General features: G+C 46.1%; 9 protein-coding genes. 6 read left to right on the top strand and 3 right to left on the bottom strand.

Going from position 1 to position 17,719, the window contains the following annotated elements:
- The first annotated feature begins 48 nt into the window (after positions 1 to 48).
- Genes addB through QYB97_RS04580 form a run of 4 tightly spaced genes read left to right on the top strand, consistent with a single transcriptional unit; the run spans position 49 to position 11,906 of the window.
- On the top strand, positions 49 to 3,546 hold the full coding sequence (gene addB, locus QYB97_RS04595) for a helicase-exonuclease AddAB subunit AddB (protein ID WP_301164750.1): 3,498 nt from the start codon (positions 49 to 51) through the stop codon (positions 3,544 to 3,546).
- Entirely contained in the window at positions 3,543 to 7,307 is a 3,765-nt protein-coding gene (gene addA / locus QYB97_RS04590) for a helicase-exonuclease AddAB subunit AddA (RefSeq protein ID WP_301164749.1), read from the top strand. The genes addB and addA overlap by 4 nt, the downstream gene beginning before the upstream one ends.
- Before the next feature lie 28 nt (positions 7,308 to 7,335).
- The gene (locus tag QYB97_RS04585; RefSeq protein ID WP_301164748.1) at positions 7,336 to 8,511 is read left to right on the top strand and encodes an exonuclease SbcCD subunit D; all 1,176 of its coding nucleotides are present in this window, start codon (positions 7,336 to 7,338) and stop codon (positions 8,509 to 8,511) included.
- Entirely contained in the window at positions 8,508 to 11,906 is a 3,399-nt protein-coding gene (locus QYB97_RS04580) for an AAA family ATPase (RefSeq protein WP_301164747.1), read from the top strand. Before QYB97_RS04585 ends, QYB97_RS04580 begins: the two co-directional genes overlap by 4 nt.
- A 43-nt stretch (positions 11,907 to 11,949) precedes the next feature.
- Here QYB97_RS04580 and QYB97_RS04575 read toward each other — a convergent pair whose 3' ends face one another.
- The 3 genes from QYB97_RS04575 to QYB97_RS04565 are packed head-to-tail and all read right to left on the bottom strand — an operon-like array spanning position 11,950 to position 15,666.
- The gene (locus QYB97_RS04575; protein ID WP_301164746.1) at positions 11,950 to 13,074 is read right to left on the bottom strand and encodes a Ger(x)C family spore germination protein; all 1,125 of its coding nucleotides are present in this window, start codon (positions 13,072 to 13,074) and stop codon (positions 11,950 to 11,952) included.
- A complete protein-coding gene (locus QYB97_RS04570) occupies positions 13,071 to 14,168 on the bottom strand; it encodes a GerAB/ArcD/ProY family transporter (protein WP_301164745.1) in 1,098 nt (365 codons plus the stop codon). The genes QYB97_RS04575 and QYB97_RS04570 overlap by 4 nt, the downstream gene beginning before the upstream one ends.
- A complete protein-coding gene (locus QYB97_RS04565; protein ID WP_301164744.1) occupies positions 14,152 to 15,666 on the bottom strand; it encodes a spore germination protein in 1,515 nt (504 codons plus the stop codon). The genes QYB97_RS04570 and QYB97_RS04565 overlap by 17 nt, the downstream gene beginning before the upstream one ends.
- A 178-nt stretch (positions 15,667 to 15,844) precedes the next feature.
- Here QYB97_RS04565 and QYB97_RS04560 point away from each other — a divergent pair, with 178 nt between their 5' ends.
- Together QYB97_RS04560 and QYB97_RS04555 are read left to right on the top strand one after the other, a co-directional pair.
- The gene (locus tag QYB97_RS04560) at positions 15,845 to 16,519 is read left to right on the top strand and encodes a YIP1 family protein (RefSeq protein ID WP_301164743.1); all 675 of its coding nucleotides are present in this window, start codon (positions 15,845 to 15,847) and stop codon (positions 16,517 to 16,519) included.
- A 14-nt stretch (positions 16,520 to 16,533) separates the two neighbouring features.
- Positions 16,534 to 17,700 (top strand): efflux RND transporter periplasmic adaptor subunit, encoded by a 1,167-nt coding sequence (locus QYB97_RS04555; protein ID WP_301164742.1) that lies wholly within the window; start codon positions 16,534 to 16,536, stop codon positions 17,698 to 17,700.
- Positions 17,701 to 17,719: the final 19 nt, after the last annotated feature.

Raw genomic sequence — 17,719 nt, 5'->3', positions numbered from 1 at the left:
TTTATGAGATAATAGATATAAGATTAACAGTTTGACAGAGGTGAATTTATGAGTTTGCGGTTTATTCTCGGCAGGGCCGGAAGCGGGAAGACGGAACGCAGTCTGGGAGAGATCAGAGATGCTCTTTTTGAACAGCCCCAAGGCCCCCCGATTATTTATTTAGTACCTGAACAGATGACGTTTCAATCAGAATACGAATTGGCAAAAACACCTGGTCTCGATGGAATGATGCGTGCCCAGGTGTTCAGTTTTTCCCGACTGGCATGGAAGATCCTTGGCGATGTCGGGGGTATGACGCGGCTTCACATTACAAGTGTGGGCATGAATATGATGCTGAGGAAGATTATAGAAAATAAAAAGCAGGAGCTTAGAGTGTTTAAAAAGGCTTCTGAACAGAATGGCTTTTATTCGCTGATGGAAACCATGATAACGGAATTCAAGAGGTATTGTGTGAATCCGGAACAGTTGGAATGGAACGCACAAACTCTCCTGAGTTTCTCGGGTGGGGAGGAAGGAAGTGTGCTCCGTGATAAACTTTCTGATCTGGCCCTGATATATGGTGAACTGGAAAAGGCGCTAATTTACAAATATATGGACAATGAGGATTATTTAAGGCTTCTTGCTGAAAAGATTCCGCACTCGGAATACGTCCAACAGGCCGATTTTTACATAGACGGCTTTCACCAGTTTACACCGCAGGAACTGGAAGTGCTGAACATGCTTCTTAAGCATGCCCGCCGTGTAACCGTGGCGCTGACTCTTGATGACAGCAGGAGCGCTGAAAATCCTCATGATCTCGACCTTTTCTACACACCAAAAAAGACCTGCTCGGTTATTCGCAAGATCGCAAAGGAAGAAAATGTGATGGAAGAGGAGCCGGTATTCTTGAAGGAGTGCCCGAGGTTTGAAGGGAGCCCGTCGCTCGCCCATTTGGAAAGCCAGTATGAGCAGCGGCCCGCGCTGGAATTTGGATTTTCAAATGATATATTCATTTCCTCAGCTGTCAACCGTCGTGCAGAGGTGGAGGGAGCTGCACGGGAAATTCTTACCCTTGTTCGTGATAAGGGATATAGATTCAAAGACATCGCCCTTTCCATCCGAAACATGAATGAGTACCAGGATTTGATTGAAACTGTTTTTGAAGAGTACGAGATTCCTGTCTTCCTGGATCAAAAGAAACCAATGCTGCATCATCCGCTCATTGAATTGATCCGCTCCTCCCTGGAAACGGTCACGGCGAATTGGCGGTATGAATCTGTATTCCGCGCTGTGAAGACGGATCTGCTGTATCCGGAAAACAGCGAGTATACCTTCACTGAACTTCGGCATGAAATGGATGAGCTGGAAAACTATGTCCTCGCTTATGGCATTCAGGGTCCCCGGTGGAAGGATAAGAAGCCATGGAAGGTGCAGCGTTTTCAGGCACTTGAAGAGCATCAATTCGTTCAGACGGATGAAGAGGTTCAAAAGCAGGAAGTACTGAATGAAGTCCGGTATATGATTGTGTCGCCGCTGGATAAGCTTTCCCGGGACCTGAAACAGGCGGAAACGGTAAGGGATTATTGTGAAGTGCTGTTTGTTTACCTGGAGCGTCTTCACATTCCGGATAAATTGGAGCGGCTCAGCCGCAAAGCGCAGGAAGAAGGAAGACTGCGGATGGCCCGTGAGCATGACCAGGTTTGGGATGCGGTTATTGAGCTCCTGGATGAAATGGTTGAAATTACAGGGAGCGAGGCGGTTAAGCTCGATTTGTGGATCAAAATGCTCGATACCGGCTTGGAAAGCCTGAAGTTCGCGCTCGTTCCCCCGGCCATCGACCAAGTCCTCGCCGGCACCATGGACCGGTCCCGTTATTCGGGAGTAAAATGCCATTTTGTGCTTGGTGTCAATGACGGAATACTGCCCGCCAAGCCAAAGGACGATGGCATCCTTTCTGAGGATGATCGTGATCTGCTCGAAAAGAACGGAGTGGCGCTTGCCCCGGGAGCGAGGCGGCAGCTCCTTGATGAGCAGTTTCTCATTTATTTGTCACTGACGAACGCGATGGACAAGCTGTATATCTATTATCCGCTTGCTGATGAAGAAGGGAAAAACCTTCTTCCATCCATGGTGATCAACAGGGTCAAGTCGCTCTTTCCGGGGATTCCGGAAAGCTTCATCCAAAATGACCCGGAGTACGGAAATGACCTCTCATACATTCAACGTCCCCAAAAAGCGATTTCCCATTTGAACACCCAGCTGCGGGAATGGAAGAAGGGATACCCGATTTCAGGACTGTGGTGGGATGTTTACAATTGGACGACGGGACAAGACCAATGGAAGCGGCTCGGTCAAACGGTGCTTGGGAGTCTTTTTTATTATAACCAGGAGAAAAAGCTGTCTTCTTCCGTCACGAAAGAATTATATGGCGACGCGATCACGGCGAGCGTATCACGAATGGAGCTTCAGAATTCGTGTGCGTTTTCGCATTTTCTTTCCTACGGGCTGAAACTTCAGGAACGAAGATTGTACCGGCTTGAAGCTCCCGATATCGGCCAGCTTTTTCATGCGGCGCTAAAGAACATGGACGATTACCTGGGGAATCATCAGATGAGCTGGCGTGATCTGTCTATGAAGGACTGCTACAGAGTTGCAGGTGAAGTGGTGGATCGTCTTGCTTTAAAACTGCAAAGCCAGATTCTGCTTTCAACGAGCCGCCATCTTTATATCAAAAACAAACTGAGCGATATCGTGGGCAGAGCCTCCCATATGCTGAGCGAGCATGCGCGGGCGAGCGGGTTTTCACCGGTTGGCCTTGAACTGGGATTTGGAAACCAGCAGCCGCTGCCGCCGCTTAAATATACACTTCCGAACGGAACATCCATGGAGATTATCGGAAGGATCGATCGTGTGGATTCAGCGGAAGGATCACAAGGGCTGATGCTCCGGATCATCGACTACAAATCAAGCTCAACCGGTTTAAACCTGTCTGAAGTGTATTACGGGATTGCCCTGCAAATGCTGACCTACCTGGACGTGGTGATCAGCCATTCCGTGGATTGGCTTGGAAAAGAAGCTCATCCTGCGGGAGTACTGTATTTTCATATTCATAATCCGTTATTGTCACAGAAGAAGCTGCTCACCTTTGAAGAGATTCAGCAGGAGCTTTTCAAACGGTTTAAGATGAAAGGTTTGGTGCTGGCGGATACGGAAACCGTTCAGCTGATGGATACTGCCTTTGAAAAAAAATCGGACATAATTCCTGTTTCCCTGACGTCAAAAGGTTTCCATCCGACGCATTCATCGGTTGCGACGGAAGAGGACTTCACGTCCATGACCAGGTATGTCCGCAAAGTGATCAAAGATGTAGGCACAGACATTACCGAAGGGGTTATTGATATAGCGCCGTACCAAATGAAAAATAAAATGCCTTGTACATTTTGTTCTTATAGGTCGGTATGCCAGTTTGATCAGTCACTGGAAGAAAATCAGTATCGCCTGTTAAAGCAGGAGAGCGATGATGAAATTCTGGCCAAAATGCGTGAGGAAGGAGGAGAAGAGGAATGATCAAAATTGCTGATAAGCCAAAAGACAGTCTGTGGACGGATGATCAGTGGCAGGCCATTCAGGCGAGAGGACAGGATATTCTTGTTGCCGCGGCCGCAGGATCGGGTAAAACAGCGGTGCTTGTTGAACGGATTATCACGATGATCAAGCAAGAAATTGCGGATGTCGACCGTCTGCTGATTGTAACCTTTACGAATGCAGCAGCGGCTGAAATGAGAAAAAGGATCGGGGATGCGATTGAAAAGGAGCTTTCCCTCCATCCCGCTTCCCTTCATCTGCGAAGGCAGCTTGGGTTGCTGAATAAAGCCTCTATTTCAACCCTGCATTCCTTCTGTATTGAAGTGCTGAGAAAGTATTACTATCAGATTGACCTGGATCCCGGGTTTCGGATTTCCGACGATACAGAAGCGGAGCTGATCAAGCAGGAAGTCCTCGAAGATCTGTTTGAGGAGGAGTACAGCAAAGAAGATAACCAGGTATTCTTTAACGTGGTCGATGCCTACAGCTCAGATCGCAATGATGCAGAGCTGCAGCGCCTCATCCTGAAACTGTATGATTTTTCGAGAAGCCATCCGGACCCGGATCTCTGGCTGAATCAAATGGCTGCCCAGTATGAAGTGAAAGCAGAGAACATTGATGATCTGCCCTGGACAAAAGAGCTGCTTGAGGATGTTGCGATGCAGCTGAGCGGTTTGGGTAATGTTCTGGAACGAGCGTTAAAAGCCGCCCGTTCACCGGAAGGGCCGGCGCCATATGGCGAGACCATCGAAAATGACCTCGTCTATTTAAAACGCCTGGAAGAAGCGGCGGGACAATCGTGGCAGCACCTGTATGATGTATTCAGTGACGGTTCGTTCGCCACGATGAAGCAGGTCCGCGGAAAAGAAGTGGATCCTGTCATTAAAGAAAACGTGAAAAAAATGCGGGATCAGGTGAAGAAAAGGGTTACTGCCATAAAAGATGACCTTTTCAGCAGGCCGCCTGAATCCTATGTAATCCATCTGGAGGAAATGGCGCCTGTCGTTAAATGTCTTGTTGAACTTGTACAGGAATTCGGCCGCCGGTTTTTAAGAGAAAAGCAGGAAAAGGGATTGCTGGATTTCAGTGATCTGGAACATTTTTGCCTGGAAATCCTGAAACAGCCGTCTTCAACGATTGAGCATCCTCTGCCCACCCCGGCAGCGCAGGAATACCGGAACCGTTTTGTGGAAGTGCTGGTGGATGAATATCAGGACACCAACCTGGTTCAGGAAACGATAGTCCGGCTTGTGAGCAAAGGAAATACAGCTCCGGGCAATTTGTTCATGGTAGGCGATGTGAAGCAGAGCATTTACCGGTTCCGCCTTGCAGAGCCCGGTCTTTTCCTTTCAAAATACAAGCAATTTGGCAAACTCCCGGGTGAGGGTTCAGGTCTTCGGATCGATCTGGCAAAAAACTTCCGAAGCCGAACAGAGGTGCTGGATGCATCGAACTATATTTTCAAGCAAATCATGAATGAGTCGGTTGGCGAAATTGAATACAGCAGTGAAGCTGCCTTGTCTTTCGGTGCAGAATATTATCCTGAAGCAGGGAGTGCAGAAGCTGAACTTCTCCTGATCAATAAAAGCTCTCCAGTAATGGATGAAGGCGGAGAGGCAACCGGCGAAAGCGAAAAGTCGGACAGTGAAACCGTAATCCTTGAAGCAAGGGTGATGGCTGAAAAGATCAAAGAGCTCATCGGGACTGAAGGAGAAGCGCCGTATCAGGTGCTTGATAAAAATACCGGAGGAATGCGGCCGGTGAAATACAAGGACATTGTCATTCTTCTTCGTGCCACCAGCACATGGGCACCGATTATACTGGAGGAATTTAAACGGCAGGGGATTCCGGCCTACGCGGAGCTGTCGACTGGGTACTTTGAAGCAGTAGAAGTAAATATCATGCTGTCTTTGCTGAAGGTGATTGACAACCCGCTGCAGGACATTCCGATAGCCTCTGTATTGCGATCGCCGATCGTCGGGTTAACGGGAGATGAGATGGCATCCGTGCGTCTTGCCGACCGCAAGGGAACCTACTTTGATGCTCTCACCGAGTATTTGAACAGCGGGGAAGATGAAAATGTTCTTAACCGGCTCGCCCATTTTAAAAACAGCATGGACCAATGGAGAGAGGCTGCGCGACAGGGCTCACTCGCTGATCTTATCTGGCGGATCTACAGAGAAACAGGGTACTTTGACTTTGTCGGGGGCCTTCCTGGAGGAAAACAGCGCCAGGCCAACTTACGCGCGCTGTATGACCGTGCCAGGCAGTATGAAAAAACGTCTTTCCGCGGGCTTTTCCGCTTCCTTCGTTTTATAGAAAGGATGCAGGACCGCGGAAGAGACCTTGGAGCTGCCCGCGCGCTTGGAGAACAGGAAGATGTGGTCCGGGTGATGACCATTCATAAAAGTAAAGGCCTTGAGTTCCCGGTTGTTTTTGCTGCGGGTTTGAATAAGCAGTTCAATACGATGGACCTCAAAGAAACCGTGCTGCTTCATAAAGAGCTGGGGCTGGGTACCCGCTATATCAATCCAAACTATAGAGTGGCTTATCCGACCCTTCCTCAGCTGGCCATTTTGCGAAGAAAGAAAATGGAGCTGCTTGCAGAAGAAATGAGGGTGCTTTATGTTGCCCTGACACGGGCAAAGGAAAAGCTTTTTCTTCTCGGTACGCTTAACGACATGGAAAAGTCTGTTGGCCAATGGGCAGATGTTTTGGAAAGCGGGGACTGGGTGCTGCCGGATTATGAACGCTCTCAGGCGAAAACGTACCTTGACTGGATCGGCCGTGCTGTTATCCGCCATAAGGATGGCAGGGAGCTCAGAAAGCTGCTTCAAGCTGCGCACACCGGACAGGGAGAAGTATATACAGATCCTGCTAAATGGAAGGTTATGACCTATGATGCCGCTCAATATGAAGAAGAGAGTGAAGGAAGAAAAGCTCTTCAGGAAGATATTCTTTCAACCATCCGGCACTATGAACCGGTTGCGATCCATTCCAGGGAACTAGGAGAAGTGGAACGGCGATTGAACTGGAAGTACCAGCATCAGGCATCCACCGCCACCATGTCCAAACAGTCGGTGACCGAGCTTAAACGGCAGTATCAATATATTGATGATGAATACAATGGCAGAAAACTGACAGGTGGATTTTCCTCCACCCAAGCGAGCCGTCCACGGTTCATGCAGGAAAAAACGCTCACAGCTGCCGAACGGGGTACGGCCATGCATGCGGTTATGCAGCATATGGATTTGTCACAATCGGTGACTCCCGATATTGTAAAGGAATTGCTGGAAGAAATGGTGGTAAGGGAGCTGCTGACAAGGGAACAGGCCAATCACATTGATGTCGGCGCCATCTCGGCTTTTTTTGATACGGAAATCGGTAAAAAAGTAGTACAGGCACCGGAAGTGGTCCGGGAGATGCCATTTAACATGTCTCTTCCTGTGGAGGAAGCCGCCTTGAGCCGGGGTGAAATGGCCAGTGATGAAAGAATCCTTGTACAAGGGGTTATTGACTGTCTTGTTCCTGAAGATGATGGTTTTATCTTAATAGATTATAAAACAGATGCCATTACAAACCGTTTCCCAGGAGGATTTGAAGGGGCAAGGCACGTTCTGCTTGAAAGGTACAGGGTCCAGCTTGAATTGTACAGCAAGGCCATTGAACGGATTTTGAGGAAGCCTGTGAAGGAAAGCTATTTGTATTTCTTTGATGGGGGCCATTTATTAAAAGTTAACTAGAGTTTTAACGGGAAAAGGAGGATGCGCAATGAGGCTGCTTCATACGGCTGACTGGCATCTGGGAAGAACGCTGGAAGGCCGCAGCAGGCTGGAAGAACAGCAGCAGTTCCTTGATGAACTGGTACAGATTGCAGAAGAGGAAAAGGTGGACGCCATTATTATGGCAGGCGATGTATTTGATACAGTAAATCCGCCCGCGGCGGCGGAGCAAATGTTTTATGACGGAATGGCCAGGCTCAGTGACCGTGGCAGGCGTCCTGTGATTGCCATTGCCGGAAACCATGATCATCCTGACCGGCTGGCAGCTTCTTCTCCGTTGTCCGGGAACCTTGGGATCACACTTGTGGGTCTTCCGACAACGCAGCTTTATTCTTACGGAATTGAAAGAACACAGGAAAGGCTCAATATTTGTGCGCTGCCCTATCCGTCGGAATCCCGTCTGAAGGAAGTTCTGTCAGATACGGGAGAGGAATTGCATTTGCGGAATCAATATGACAACTGGGTCGGGCAGTACTTTAACAGGATGGTTCAAGAATTTGATCCCGGGGCCGTAAATATTGCGATGAGTCACTTGTATGTTGCAGGAAGCAACGAAAGTGACTCTGAGCGTCCCGTACATATTGGGGGAGCCTATACCGTTGCGGCAGAAACACTTCCCGAAAAGGCGCAATATGTTGCGCTCGGGCATCTTCACCGTCCGCAAAATGTCAAGAGGGCAAAAACAGCCGCCCGTTATTCCGGCTCCCCGCTGAGTTACAGTTTTTCTGAAGCGGGGCATACAAAGTCTGTAACCATAGTGGATCTCGAACCGGGAAAGGAAGCGTCTGTCAGAGAAATACCCCTCACATGCGGCCAGCCTTTAGTCGTATATCATGCCAACGGAATAGCAGATGTCCATCAATGGCTGGAAGAAATTTGTCCGGGCAAAGCGTGGGTAGATTTGTCGGTTACGGTAACAGACAGCATTGCCATGGAGGATATTCAGGCCATCCGGAAAGCGCATAAAGGAATTATTCATATTAAACCCGTTTTTGAAGGCGCACAGAAGCAGGAGCGGTCGGTGCAAAAAAACCTCCCCATTGATGAGCTGTTCAAAACGTTCTATGAGCGGCAAACAGGGGGCGGAGTGCCGGACGAGAACGTACTGTCCTTGTTTCTCGAGTTGATCTCTGACGAGGATGAGGAAAGGAGCGCGGCAGAATGAGGCCCGTAGGATTACAGGTGGCAGGACTTCAAAGTTTCCGTGAAAAACAGACGATTGAATTTGACCAGCTTTGCGGCGGCGGGGTTTTTGGTATTTTCGGTCCGACCGGAAGCGGCAAGTCGAGCATACTCGATGCGATAACGCTCGCGCTGTATGGCAAAGTGGAGCGGGCAGCAGGCGGAACACAGGGAATTATGAACCATGCCGAGAACGCATTGTCAGTGGCCTTTACCTTTGAATTGGGAGCGGAGGATGGCTTATCCCGATACAAGATTGAGCGAAACTACAAGCGGAGCGGAGATCATACGATCCGTACCAGCACTTGCCGGCTCCTTTTCATGAAAAACGGTGAGTGGACAGTGCAGGCAGACAAGGAACGGGAGGTTACCCAGCAGGTTCAGGAGCTCCTGGGACTCACAATCGAAGATTTCACCCGGGCGGTTGTTCTGCCTCAAGGCAAGTTTGCAGAATTTTTATCCCTGAAGGGCGCAGAACGGAGACAAATGCTTCAGCGATTGTTTCAGCTTGAAAAATACGGAGACCAATTAAACCAAAAGCTAAAAAAGCGTGTGGAAAAGTCCAAAACGGCGATGGAACATCTGGCTGCCGAGCAGGCGGGCCTGGGCGATGCATCCAAAGAAGCCTTGGATGAAGCTGAAAGAGCATGGAAAGAGGCAAGGGAAAAGGCAGAACGCAAAAGGAGCCATGCTGAGGAAGAGGAACAGAAATACGAAAAGAACAAGCAGGTATGGCAGGCGCAAGAGTATTTAAAAGAGGTTGAAGAAGAAGAAAAACGTCTCCAGCAAAACGCAGGCCACATTCAAGTGCTTGAACAAAACCTGGAGCGGGCACGGCTTGCCGATTTATTGAAACCATATGGCGAGGAAGCTGAAAAAGCTCAGAAGGAAGAAGAGGCTTGTACTAAAAAAGAACAAGAATTAAGACAGGAAGCCGAAGAAGCTAAAGGCATTTCTGATCATGCTCAAGAAACGTATGAAGCTGCAAAAAAAGAAAAAGAAGAACATGAGCCTTCTCTTATTTCCAAGCGTGAGCAGCTTCTCTCGGCTATCGAAATGGAAAAGGAAGCCGAAACGAAGGAGCAGGCAGCAGGTGAAAAGGAACAGCAGCTGAATGGACAGCTTCAGAAGCTTGAAGTGGTCGTTTCCAAACAAAAGGATGCTGAGAGGCTGCTGCACAGAGCGGTCGACAGGCAGAACGAACTGCAGAGACAATTGAAGGAAACGATTGTTTCTTCAACGGAACGGGACCGAATCAACAGGGCACAAGAAGCAGCTTTGAACATGGAGTATGAAGCAAAGCAGGCAGCTGAAGCGCAAAAGGAAGTTCATCAAGCCAATTTGCTCCATCAAACTACCATGGATGAGCATAACCGGTTTAAAGACAGGAAAGAGACCCTTGAAACTAAAATTCACCAATCAAGTTCAAAGGTTCTTGCGGTTTTTCATGAGGTGTCTGAGCTTGGTTATGTCCAGGAACAATTGTCTTATCATGCAGGTCAATTTGAAGAACAGCTAACAGAAAGAAGGGAAAAGGATCAGGTAAGAGAGCTTGCATCCCGGCTGTCACAGCAGCTCGCAGCCGGAAAGCCATGCGCAGTGTGCGGCTCAACCGAGCATCCCGATCCTATCGGTCACTACGAACCTGATCATGAGGCAGTCCAACAAATCAGCAAGGTCAGGGAAGTCCAAAAACAGGCAGGCTTTTTGGAAAAAGAGATCTACATGATGAAAAGCACCCTGGAACGATTATCAGAGAACCTTCAGCACTATATGGAGGAACCTGAAGCCGCTGCCAGCAGCCTCTCTTCCCATTCTCCGCCCACTCTTCCTCAATCAATCCGAGAATTGGAAGAATGGATGACCCAAACGGTCAATAAGGTAAAAGAGCTGCGACAGGACGTTCTTGAAACAGACGAAGCCGTGAAAAAAATCGGCACAGAATACAGAGAGCTTTCTTCAATAGAAGCGACGGTAAAAGCCCAGCTTTCGACTGCTGAAAAAGAAGCCCGGGAACGACGTCAAAGGCTGGAAAAAGCAGAAAAAACCGTTGGTGCCCTTCAAAATGAGTGGCAAAAGGAATTTTCCGAGCTGCCAATTGATCAAGTGAATAAAGAAAAAGAGCGCATTCGCACACTCGATGCCCAGCGGGAAAAAATTGAGGAAGGATTAGTTAAATCCGTTCCATTTATTGAAGAAAAAGAAAAAATCATTGAAACGTGCAGACAGCAGAGTGCAGCAATTGAAAAAAACATGGCAATACTTGAATCGGAACTTGCGAGTTTGCGCGAAGACGGCCGTGCTCTGCGCGTCAAAGTGAAGCGGATCGCAGGGGATGAAACATGCAAATCATTGCTTGCTGCCACAGAAAGCAGGCTCACACAACTAACAGAACAGGTAAAGCAGCTGGAAACAAAGCGCCAGCAGGCAATCAATGCTTATCATCTTCTGGATAAGGATTGGCGTTCTGCGCAGGATGCAAAAGAAAGAAGCAGTCAACGGAAAAAAGAAGCCCTGGCGCTTTGGGAGGAAAAAAGAAGTTCTTCTCCCTTTGCGGATATGCAGGACCTCAGAAAAAGTTTAGCAAATCGTGTGGAGCAGCAAGGATGGCAGACGAAAATTGAAAAGCACTTTGACGGGTGCAAGCGGAATGCCTCGGAAAAAGAAAAATTGCTGGGACAGCTGAACGGACGGACCTTAACAGAAGAGCAATGGAACAATTTGAGCTCGGTACTGAAGGCTGTCAAAGAAGAGCTGCACCATGCTGTCCAACAACTGGGTGAAACAGGACAATATCACAAAACGCTAGAAACCAAGCATGAGCGTTATCAAATGCTGGAAAAGGAAAGAAAGAAAGCAGAAGACCAGCTGAAGACGCTTGGCAAACTTCAAGCCGTGTTCAGGGGCAACAGTTTTGTGGAGTATGTAGCTGAGGAACAATTAATCCAGGTGTCCAGAGATGCGTCCAATCGTCTCAGACAGCTCACCAGGGGAAGATATGCCATTGAGGTTGATTCGTCCAACGGTTTTGTTATCAGAGATGATGCCAATGGCGGAGTGAAGCGCCCGGTATCCACGTTGTCCGGCGGTGAAACATTCCTGACCTCACTGGCGCTGGCGCTTTCGCTTTCCAGCCAGATTCAGCTGAGAGGCAAATACCCGCTGGAATTTTTCTTTTTGGATGAAGGCTTTGGAACGCTTGATCAGGAACTGCTGGATACGGTCGTTACGGCACTGGAGAAACTTCACATGAATGCCATGTCGGTCGGCATTATATCACACGTTCCCGAGTTAAAAGCCAGGCTGACGAAAAAGCTGATAGTGACTCCGGCCAACGGAGAAGGCAACGGCAGCAGGGTAGCCATCGAACAAACATAGAAAAAACGCTAAAACGCACCTGGTCATTAACCAAGTGCGTTTTTTAATTGATGATTCCGTGATCCACAATATTTACCGTAACTTTTGCGGAAAGGTCAATTTCGGGGTAATCTTTTTCCCAGTCGGTTTTATTCCAGAGATCGGGATGGTATGCCATCAATTCACGGCCAATACCCAGCGTGTCTGAATTGGCTTTTTGCATTTTGTTAAGAGTACGGTTCGCATCCTTGGTCAGAATACCAGACAACTTTTTGTTCAAAGCAAGAACAGTCTTTTTATCTATAAGATGATCGATAGGGTACTCAATGGCTTCAACTTTCAATTGAAGTGGAACATGAACCCTTATTTTTCCTGAAGCTGTTTTTTGGATTTGTAACTTTGCTTTCTCATCCAAAACATCAATCGTTATATATTGACTGATCCGGTTCTTTTCTGATGGTTTCACTTTTTTCGTAAAACGGGCGATTTTTCCTTTTTGGTTACTCATCAACAGCATTAAACTGGATTCTGTTTTATTTAAATAAACACCGCTGTATTGATGGTTCTCCATGAGCGCAAGTCCCTTTATCCCAACAGTGGGAATTTCAGAATGCGACTTATAGATATAGGGAAGAGCCAGATCTCTGCCGGGATCAAAAAGAATAGGGCATATGGTTTGAACATTTTGTTTAGGAATATAGGTATCTCGCTCTCCGCTTTTTAGCAAGGTAAATACGTATTCACCAATCAGTACTTCATCTTTTTGTTTCATACGTGTAATTTCGTCCGCCTTGCCATCGACAATTGCTACTGATGCTCCAAGGGAACTTTTGGGATCCCGGTAAAAAATGTCCAGAATCGGGTAGATGTCTTGATATGACAGCTTTTCTCCAAGCAAGATCATTCTGTTTTTTGAAGCTTCAAATTCACCGGATAGTTTGCTGTCCATGTTTTGTCTCATTTGTCTCGGTGTGTTCCCCGTTGCCGATAAATAATCATTGACCGGGACACTGCCGCCTTGGCCGCCGCCCGATTCCTGAACACTTCGGATGGTGACGGATGAAAAAAGTTTTCCATCATCTTTAAGGTCAATCGCAACAGAATAAATGAGCCGGGCATTCTTCAACAGTCTCTGATCCCAGCAGCCGGCAAGCAAAAGAAGCACCAGTACAATGCAAGTTATTTTCATAAGCTCTGCTCCTTACTTTTTCGATGAAATACAAGAGAAATAAGTAAAAGCAAGACAGGGATACCAATGGTAAATATGTAGCTTATATTTGAGACATACTTGCTAAAGGCCGCTATCTTTACTTCACCTTGTAGAAATAGAGGGATCCAATACGTGAGAAAAGCAGCAATAATAACTGCAGTACTTTGTTTTTTTAGTGAAAAAAGGGTTTGAATTCCTTTTCCGCCCAAATAAATATAGGTTACATAAGAGGTGGTTACACAAACCATCCAAATGGAAAGCAAAAGCAAGTCAATCCGGTCCACCACCCGGGAAGAAAACGCTTTTAGCATGTATAAAATGGGTTCAGGAACAAGTTCAATTTCTATGGGGCTGAATACGATCAGCGAGGTAAAAACAACAAAACCATATAACAGAGTAACAAACAGATTGGCATAGGTTGCGGCCTTTAGTGCGGACTTTCTGCCATTTAAAATACATGGAAAAACGACAAGAAGAAGCTCATAACCTAAGAAAGAAATGGCAGCTTCTTTTGAACCTTTAAAGATATTCAAGATGCCGGATTGGCCTACCGGTAATATGTAACGAATATCTATCGTGATATAGGAATAGGCGACCATCCCAATTAATCCAAGGATTAAAACGGTAACAAATCCGTGAAAACGGGCAATGACTCGCAGCGGTTCTTTTGCCAGATATATAGAAATAAGAACCATGAGCAGCAATGTGGCCCAAATAGGTGTTTCATCAAAGACCCATTTATAGATCACATTTAAGTATAAGGTTAAGATCAGGCTGCCGACTAAAATAAAATAAATAATGTACATGAGCGATAACGAATTTCCAACCCACTTCCCAAAAAGTTGGGGGGTGTATTGAAACAGGGACTGACTTGGAAATCTCTTTGCCAGCAGGATTATGAGCCAAATGAATCCATTGACGATAAAACCAGCAAGAAATGTGGAAAGCCATGCATCTTGCTTAGCTATTGCATGAACGGAATAAGGCAAGGAAAGAATACCCACCCCTACTTGTGACTGAACGATGAGTAAACTGCTTTGCAGAGGTGTAATGGTATCATTTTTGTTTATCATTATTTTTCCATTCCCTTGAGTAGTACTCGTTTTTTTCTATACTAGGATGAGCATCCTTTGGACGTGTATTCATTTTCCATCGGGGTACCCGGATAATCGTATCCTTAATGTCCTTCCAATTAATTGGAGCAAATGGTGCGAAATAAGGAGAACCAAAAGACTCTAGTTTACACAGATGCATAAGAAGGAGCATGAGAGCAAATACGATGCCTATAAACCCGAAGGTGGCTGCGGCGATCATAAATGGAAATCCAAGAATGCGAAGCACGGTGCTCATTTCGTTGGACGGAACAACAAATGATGAAATAGCCGTAATGGCCACTACAACAATCATAATATTGGACACCAGGTTAGCCTGTACCACGGCGTTCCCGATAACAAGCCCTCCTACAATACCAATGGTAGGTGCAATCGGTCTAGGGAGCCGTATGCCGGCTTCCTTAAGGAGCTCAAGCGTGATTTGCATAAAGGCTGCTTCGATCAGTGGTGGAAAAGGAACATTCGTTAACCCGGATTTAACTGAAAAAATCATATCTATAGGAATGACTTCGTAATGAAACGAAATAAGAGAAATATAAAAAGCAGGGACTAATATGGCAATAATAAAACTGGCAAGCCGGATCAATCTGAAAAAGGATCCAACGAGTGAACGTGTATTATAATCATCCGGTGATTGATACAACGAAAAAAAAGTGGCAGGGGCAATGAGAACTGTGGGACTCCCTTCCATTAGAATTGCGGCCTTCCCGTCCAGAAGATTCGCTGCTACACGGTCTGGCCGTTCAGTGTTCAATACTTGGGGGAAGGGAGAAAATGGTGTATCTTCAATAAATTCCTCGATGAAACCAGGTGTCTGAATGGAATCAGAAGAGATGGATCGGATTCTCCTTTCGATCTCTTCAATCAATTCGTCTTTTGCAAGTTTATTTATATATAAAACAGAAATCTTCGTATTCGTAAGACGGCCAACTATAAATTGCCGAACTGTAAAATTCGGGTGATTAATCCGCTTTCGGATCATATGAAGGTTGGTTTGCATGTGCTCGACAAATCCTTCATGAGATCCCCTGATTACTTGTTCATTTCCTGGCTCCTCTATCGCCCTTTTTACAGGTATATATGTATCAATGATATATATTGTCTCACTTCCTTCTGAAACAAGAAGGCATTGTCCAGCGTTCAAGGCAAATTCAGCTTCGACTAAATTGTTGGTCTTTTTAAAATTTACAGGAACAGCTTCTTCTACAGAGCAATTTTTTAACAACAGCAAAGGTTCAACGATTGCCTTTTGTATTTTTTCAACATCGCTAAGTGAAACGAGGTACAAAATCATTGCTTTATTATTGTTATATGGAAGGTTTCTTGTAATCAGGTCATCTGTATAAAAGCAAGAGCGTTGCAAATAATCCACGTTATCAGATAATGAGGAGGTAGCTGAAATGGGACGATCTTGTGGTGTTTTATATAGATGCTGTGACCATTTTTTCCTCGATTTCATGATAATGCACTCCTAGTTGAAGTTCGTCTTATTGTTAGTTTATGTCGATTGCTAAAAATCATTCAAAAAGTTACAGTTTGTAACAATAAAATTACGTAATTTGCCAAATCAGGACAAAATATTGGGTTAAATTGTGATATGATGGAGAAAAAAAGAAGAAGTAGAGGGGGACCATACGTTGCCGGGTGAAGTGCATCTATTAAAAAGTCTGGTTAAGCCCAGGGAGCAATTTGGTTATTTCCGCCGTTTTAACCAAACGGAAGGTTTTTTTCTGCGTTTTTTAATGATTTGTATCGTAAGTGCCCTCATTACCGCAATAAGTTACTTTCTTTCCGCAGACCATCTGCTGGATATGCCTATCGTCAAGGACGTTCATTTGTCGGAAACCAAGATGGAGGCGAGCGAATACCTCTTATTCGTAGCAGGACTTATCATCGGTTTGGTAAAACCAGTCATTGCCGTTGCTTTTATGGCGATTGTGTTTCTTCCCTTTTTCAGGGATGTAGGATTTAAAAAGCTTTTTATCCTTCAATCTGTCGTGTATAGTGTATTTTTGATCTCCGCTGTTTTGAAGCTTCCTTTTCAGGGACTGCTGAATACGGATGAAGTATGGAGTCCTTTCAGCCTTGGAGTGGCAGCTAACTATTTCTCCAATAATGCTTTCTTAATCTCGATGCTTGCCTTTTTGTCGGTATTTACCATTTGGGCCTTTTATTTGACCTATGCCGGTTTAAAACAAGCAAGCTATAAATCGAAAACTTACGTATTTGCTGCTGTATCGCTTTTATACATAGGGTTTATGCTGTTGTCCTCACTAACCCATGCACTGCAGTATGGCCAGCTGACGCTATAATGGAGGCACTCAACATGAGAAAAAGAATTCTGATGACAGGTCTTGCCGTGTTTGTACTATTGCTGCTTGCGTTCAACATCTGGATTTTTTCCAAGGATAAGGGTGCCTTTGCCAGAGCGCAGAACGTTCACCTTGCCCCGGCAAGAGTAATGGATATTAAACGAACGATCGTCGCAGAGGGAGCCGTTGTTCCTTCAGAAAATGAAAAATTTTTCGTCCAGGAAAAGCTGGGCTATGTGAAAGAAATAGCCGTAAGAGAGGGAGATGAAGTTACGCCTGGCACCGTACTGTTTGTCTATGGAAATGCTGAGCTCGACGATAAGATCGCGGAACTTCAACAAAGAAAAGAAGAATATACTGTTAAAGAGAAACACTATCAGGAAATGCAAACAGAGCTTCAAAGCCAGGCGGATGCGTTGCCGGCAGATGATCCAAATTCCGTGAAGAAGCAAGCCGATCTGGAAAAAGAACAATCAGAAGCAGCGATGAAAAGCGAGCTCGCAACAACTCGTGCCGCAGCCGTTGATACACAGCTGACCCAGCTGAATGAAGAGAAGGAAAACCTCTCAATCAAGAGTAATACAACGGGTGTGGTCAAGTCGGTTATTCAGGGAGCGCCTGATACGGACTTGCCGGTCGTAGAAGTGGTTTCCACGGATGATGTCCAGGTTAATGGAGAGCTTGCTGAAAAAGATTCCATGCTTGTCCAAACCGGTGAGAAAGCTTCCATTTCTTCCCCGGCATTGCCGGGGAAAAAATGGAAGGGAACCCTGGCCGAATTCCAGCAGGCAAAGAAAGTAAAAGAAAAGGCCATCTTTCCTTTTACCGTCAAATTGGACGGGGAACATCCTTTTAAAACGGGACAGGCTGTAAAGATTGAGCTGAAGCCTGTAATTAAGGAAGACGCGGTTGTTATCCCGAAAACAGCACTGATGAAGGAAAAACAAAAGTCCTTCGTCTATACGGTGGAAAAGGGTTACCTGAAAAAAGTTCCTGTGAAACCAGGCTTGAAATATGGCTCCTGGATTGAAATCAAATCAGGCATCAAGTATACCAGCAGTGTCGTTTCCAATCCGACTCCTTATCTGACCGAAAATACCGAGGTTTTTACCTACGAAACGAAGAAGGCCGATACAAAAGAAAAAAATTCTGTTCAGAGTACAAAAAAGGATGCCCAATAATAATCGGGCATCCTTATTT

This window comes from Fictibacillus fluitans, assembly GCF_030418125.1.
Taxonomy (GTDB): domain Bacteria; phylum Bacillota; class Bacilli; order Bacillales; family Fictibacillaceae; genus Fictibacillus_C; species Fictibacillus_C fluitans.
This window is presented reverse-complemented; position numbering and strand designations above follow the sequence as displayed.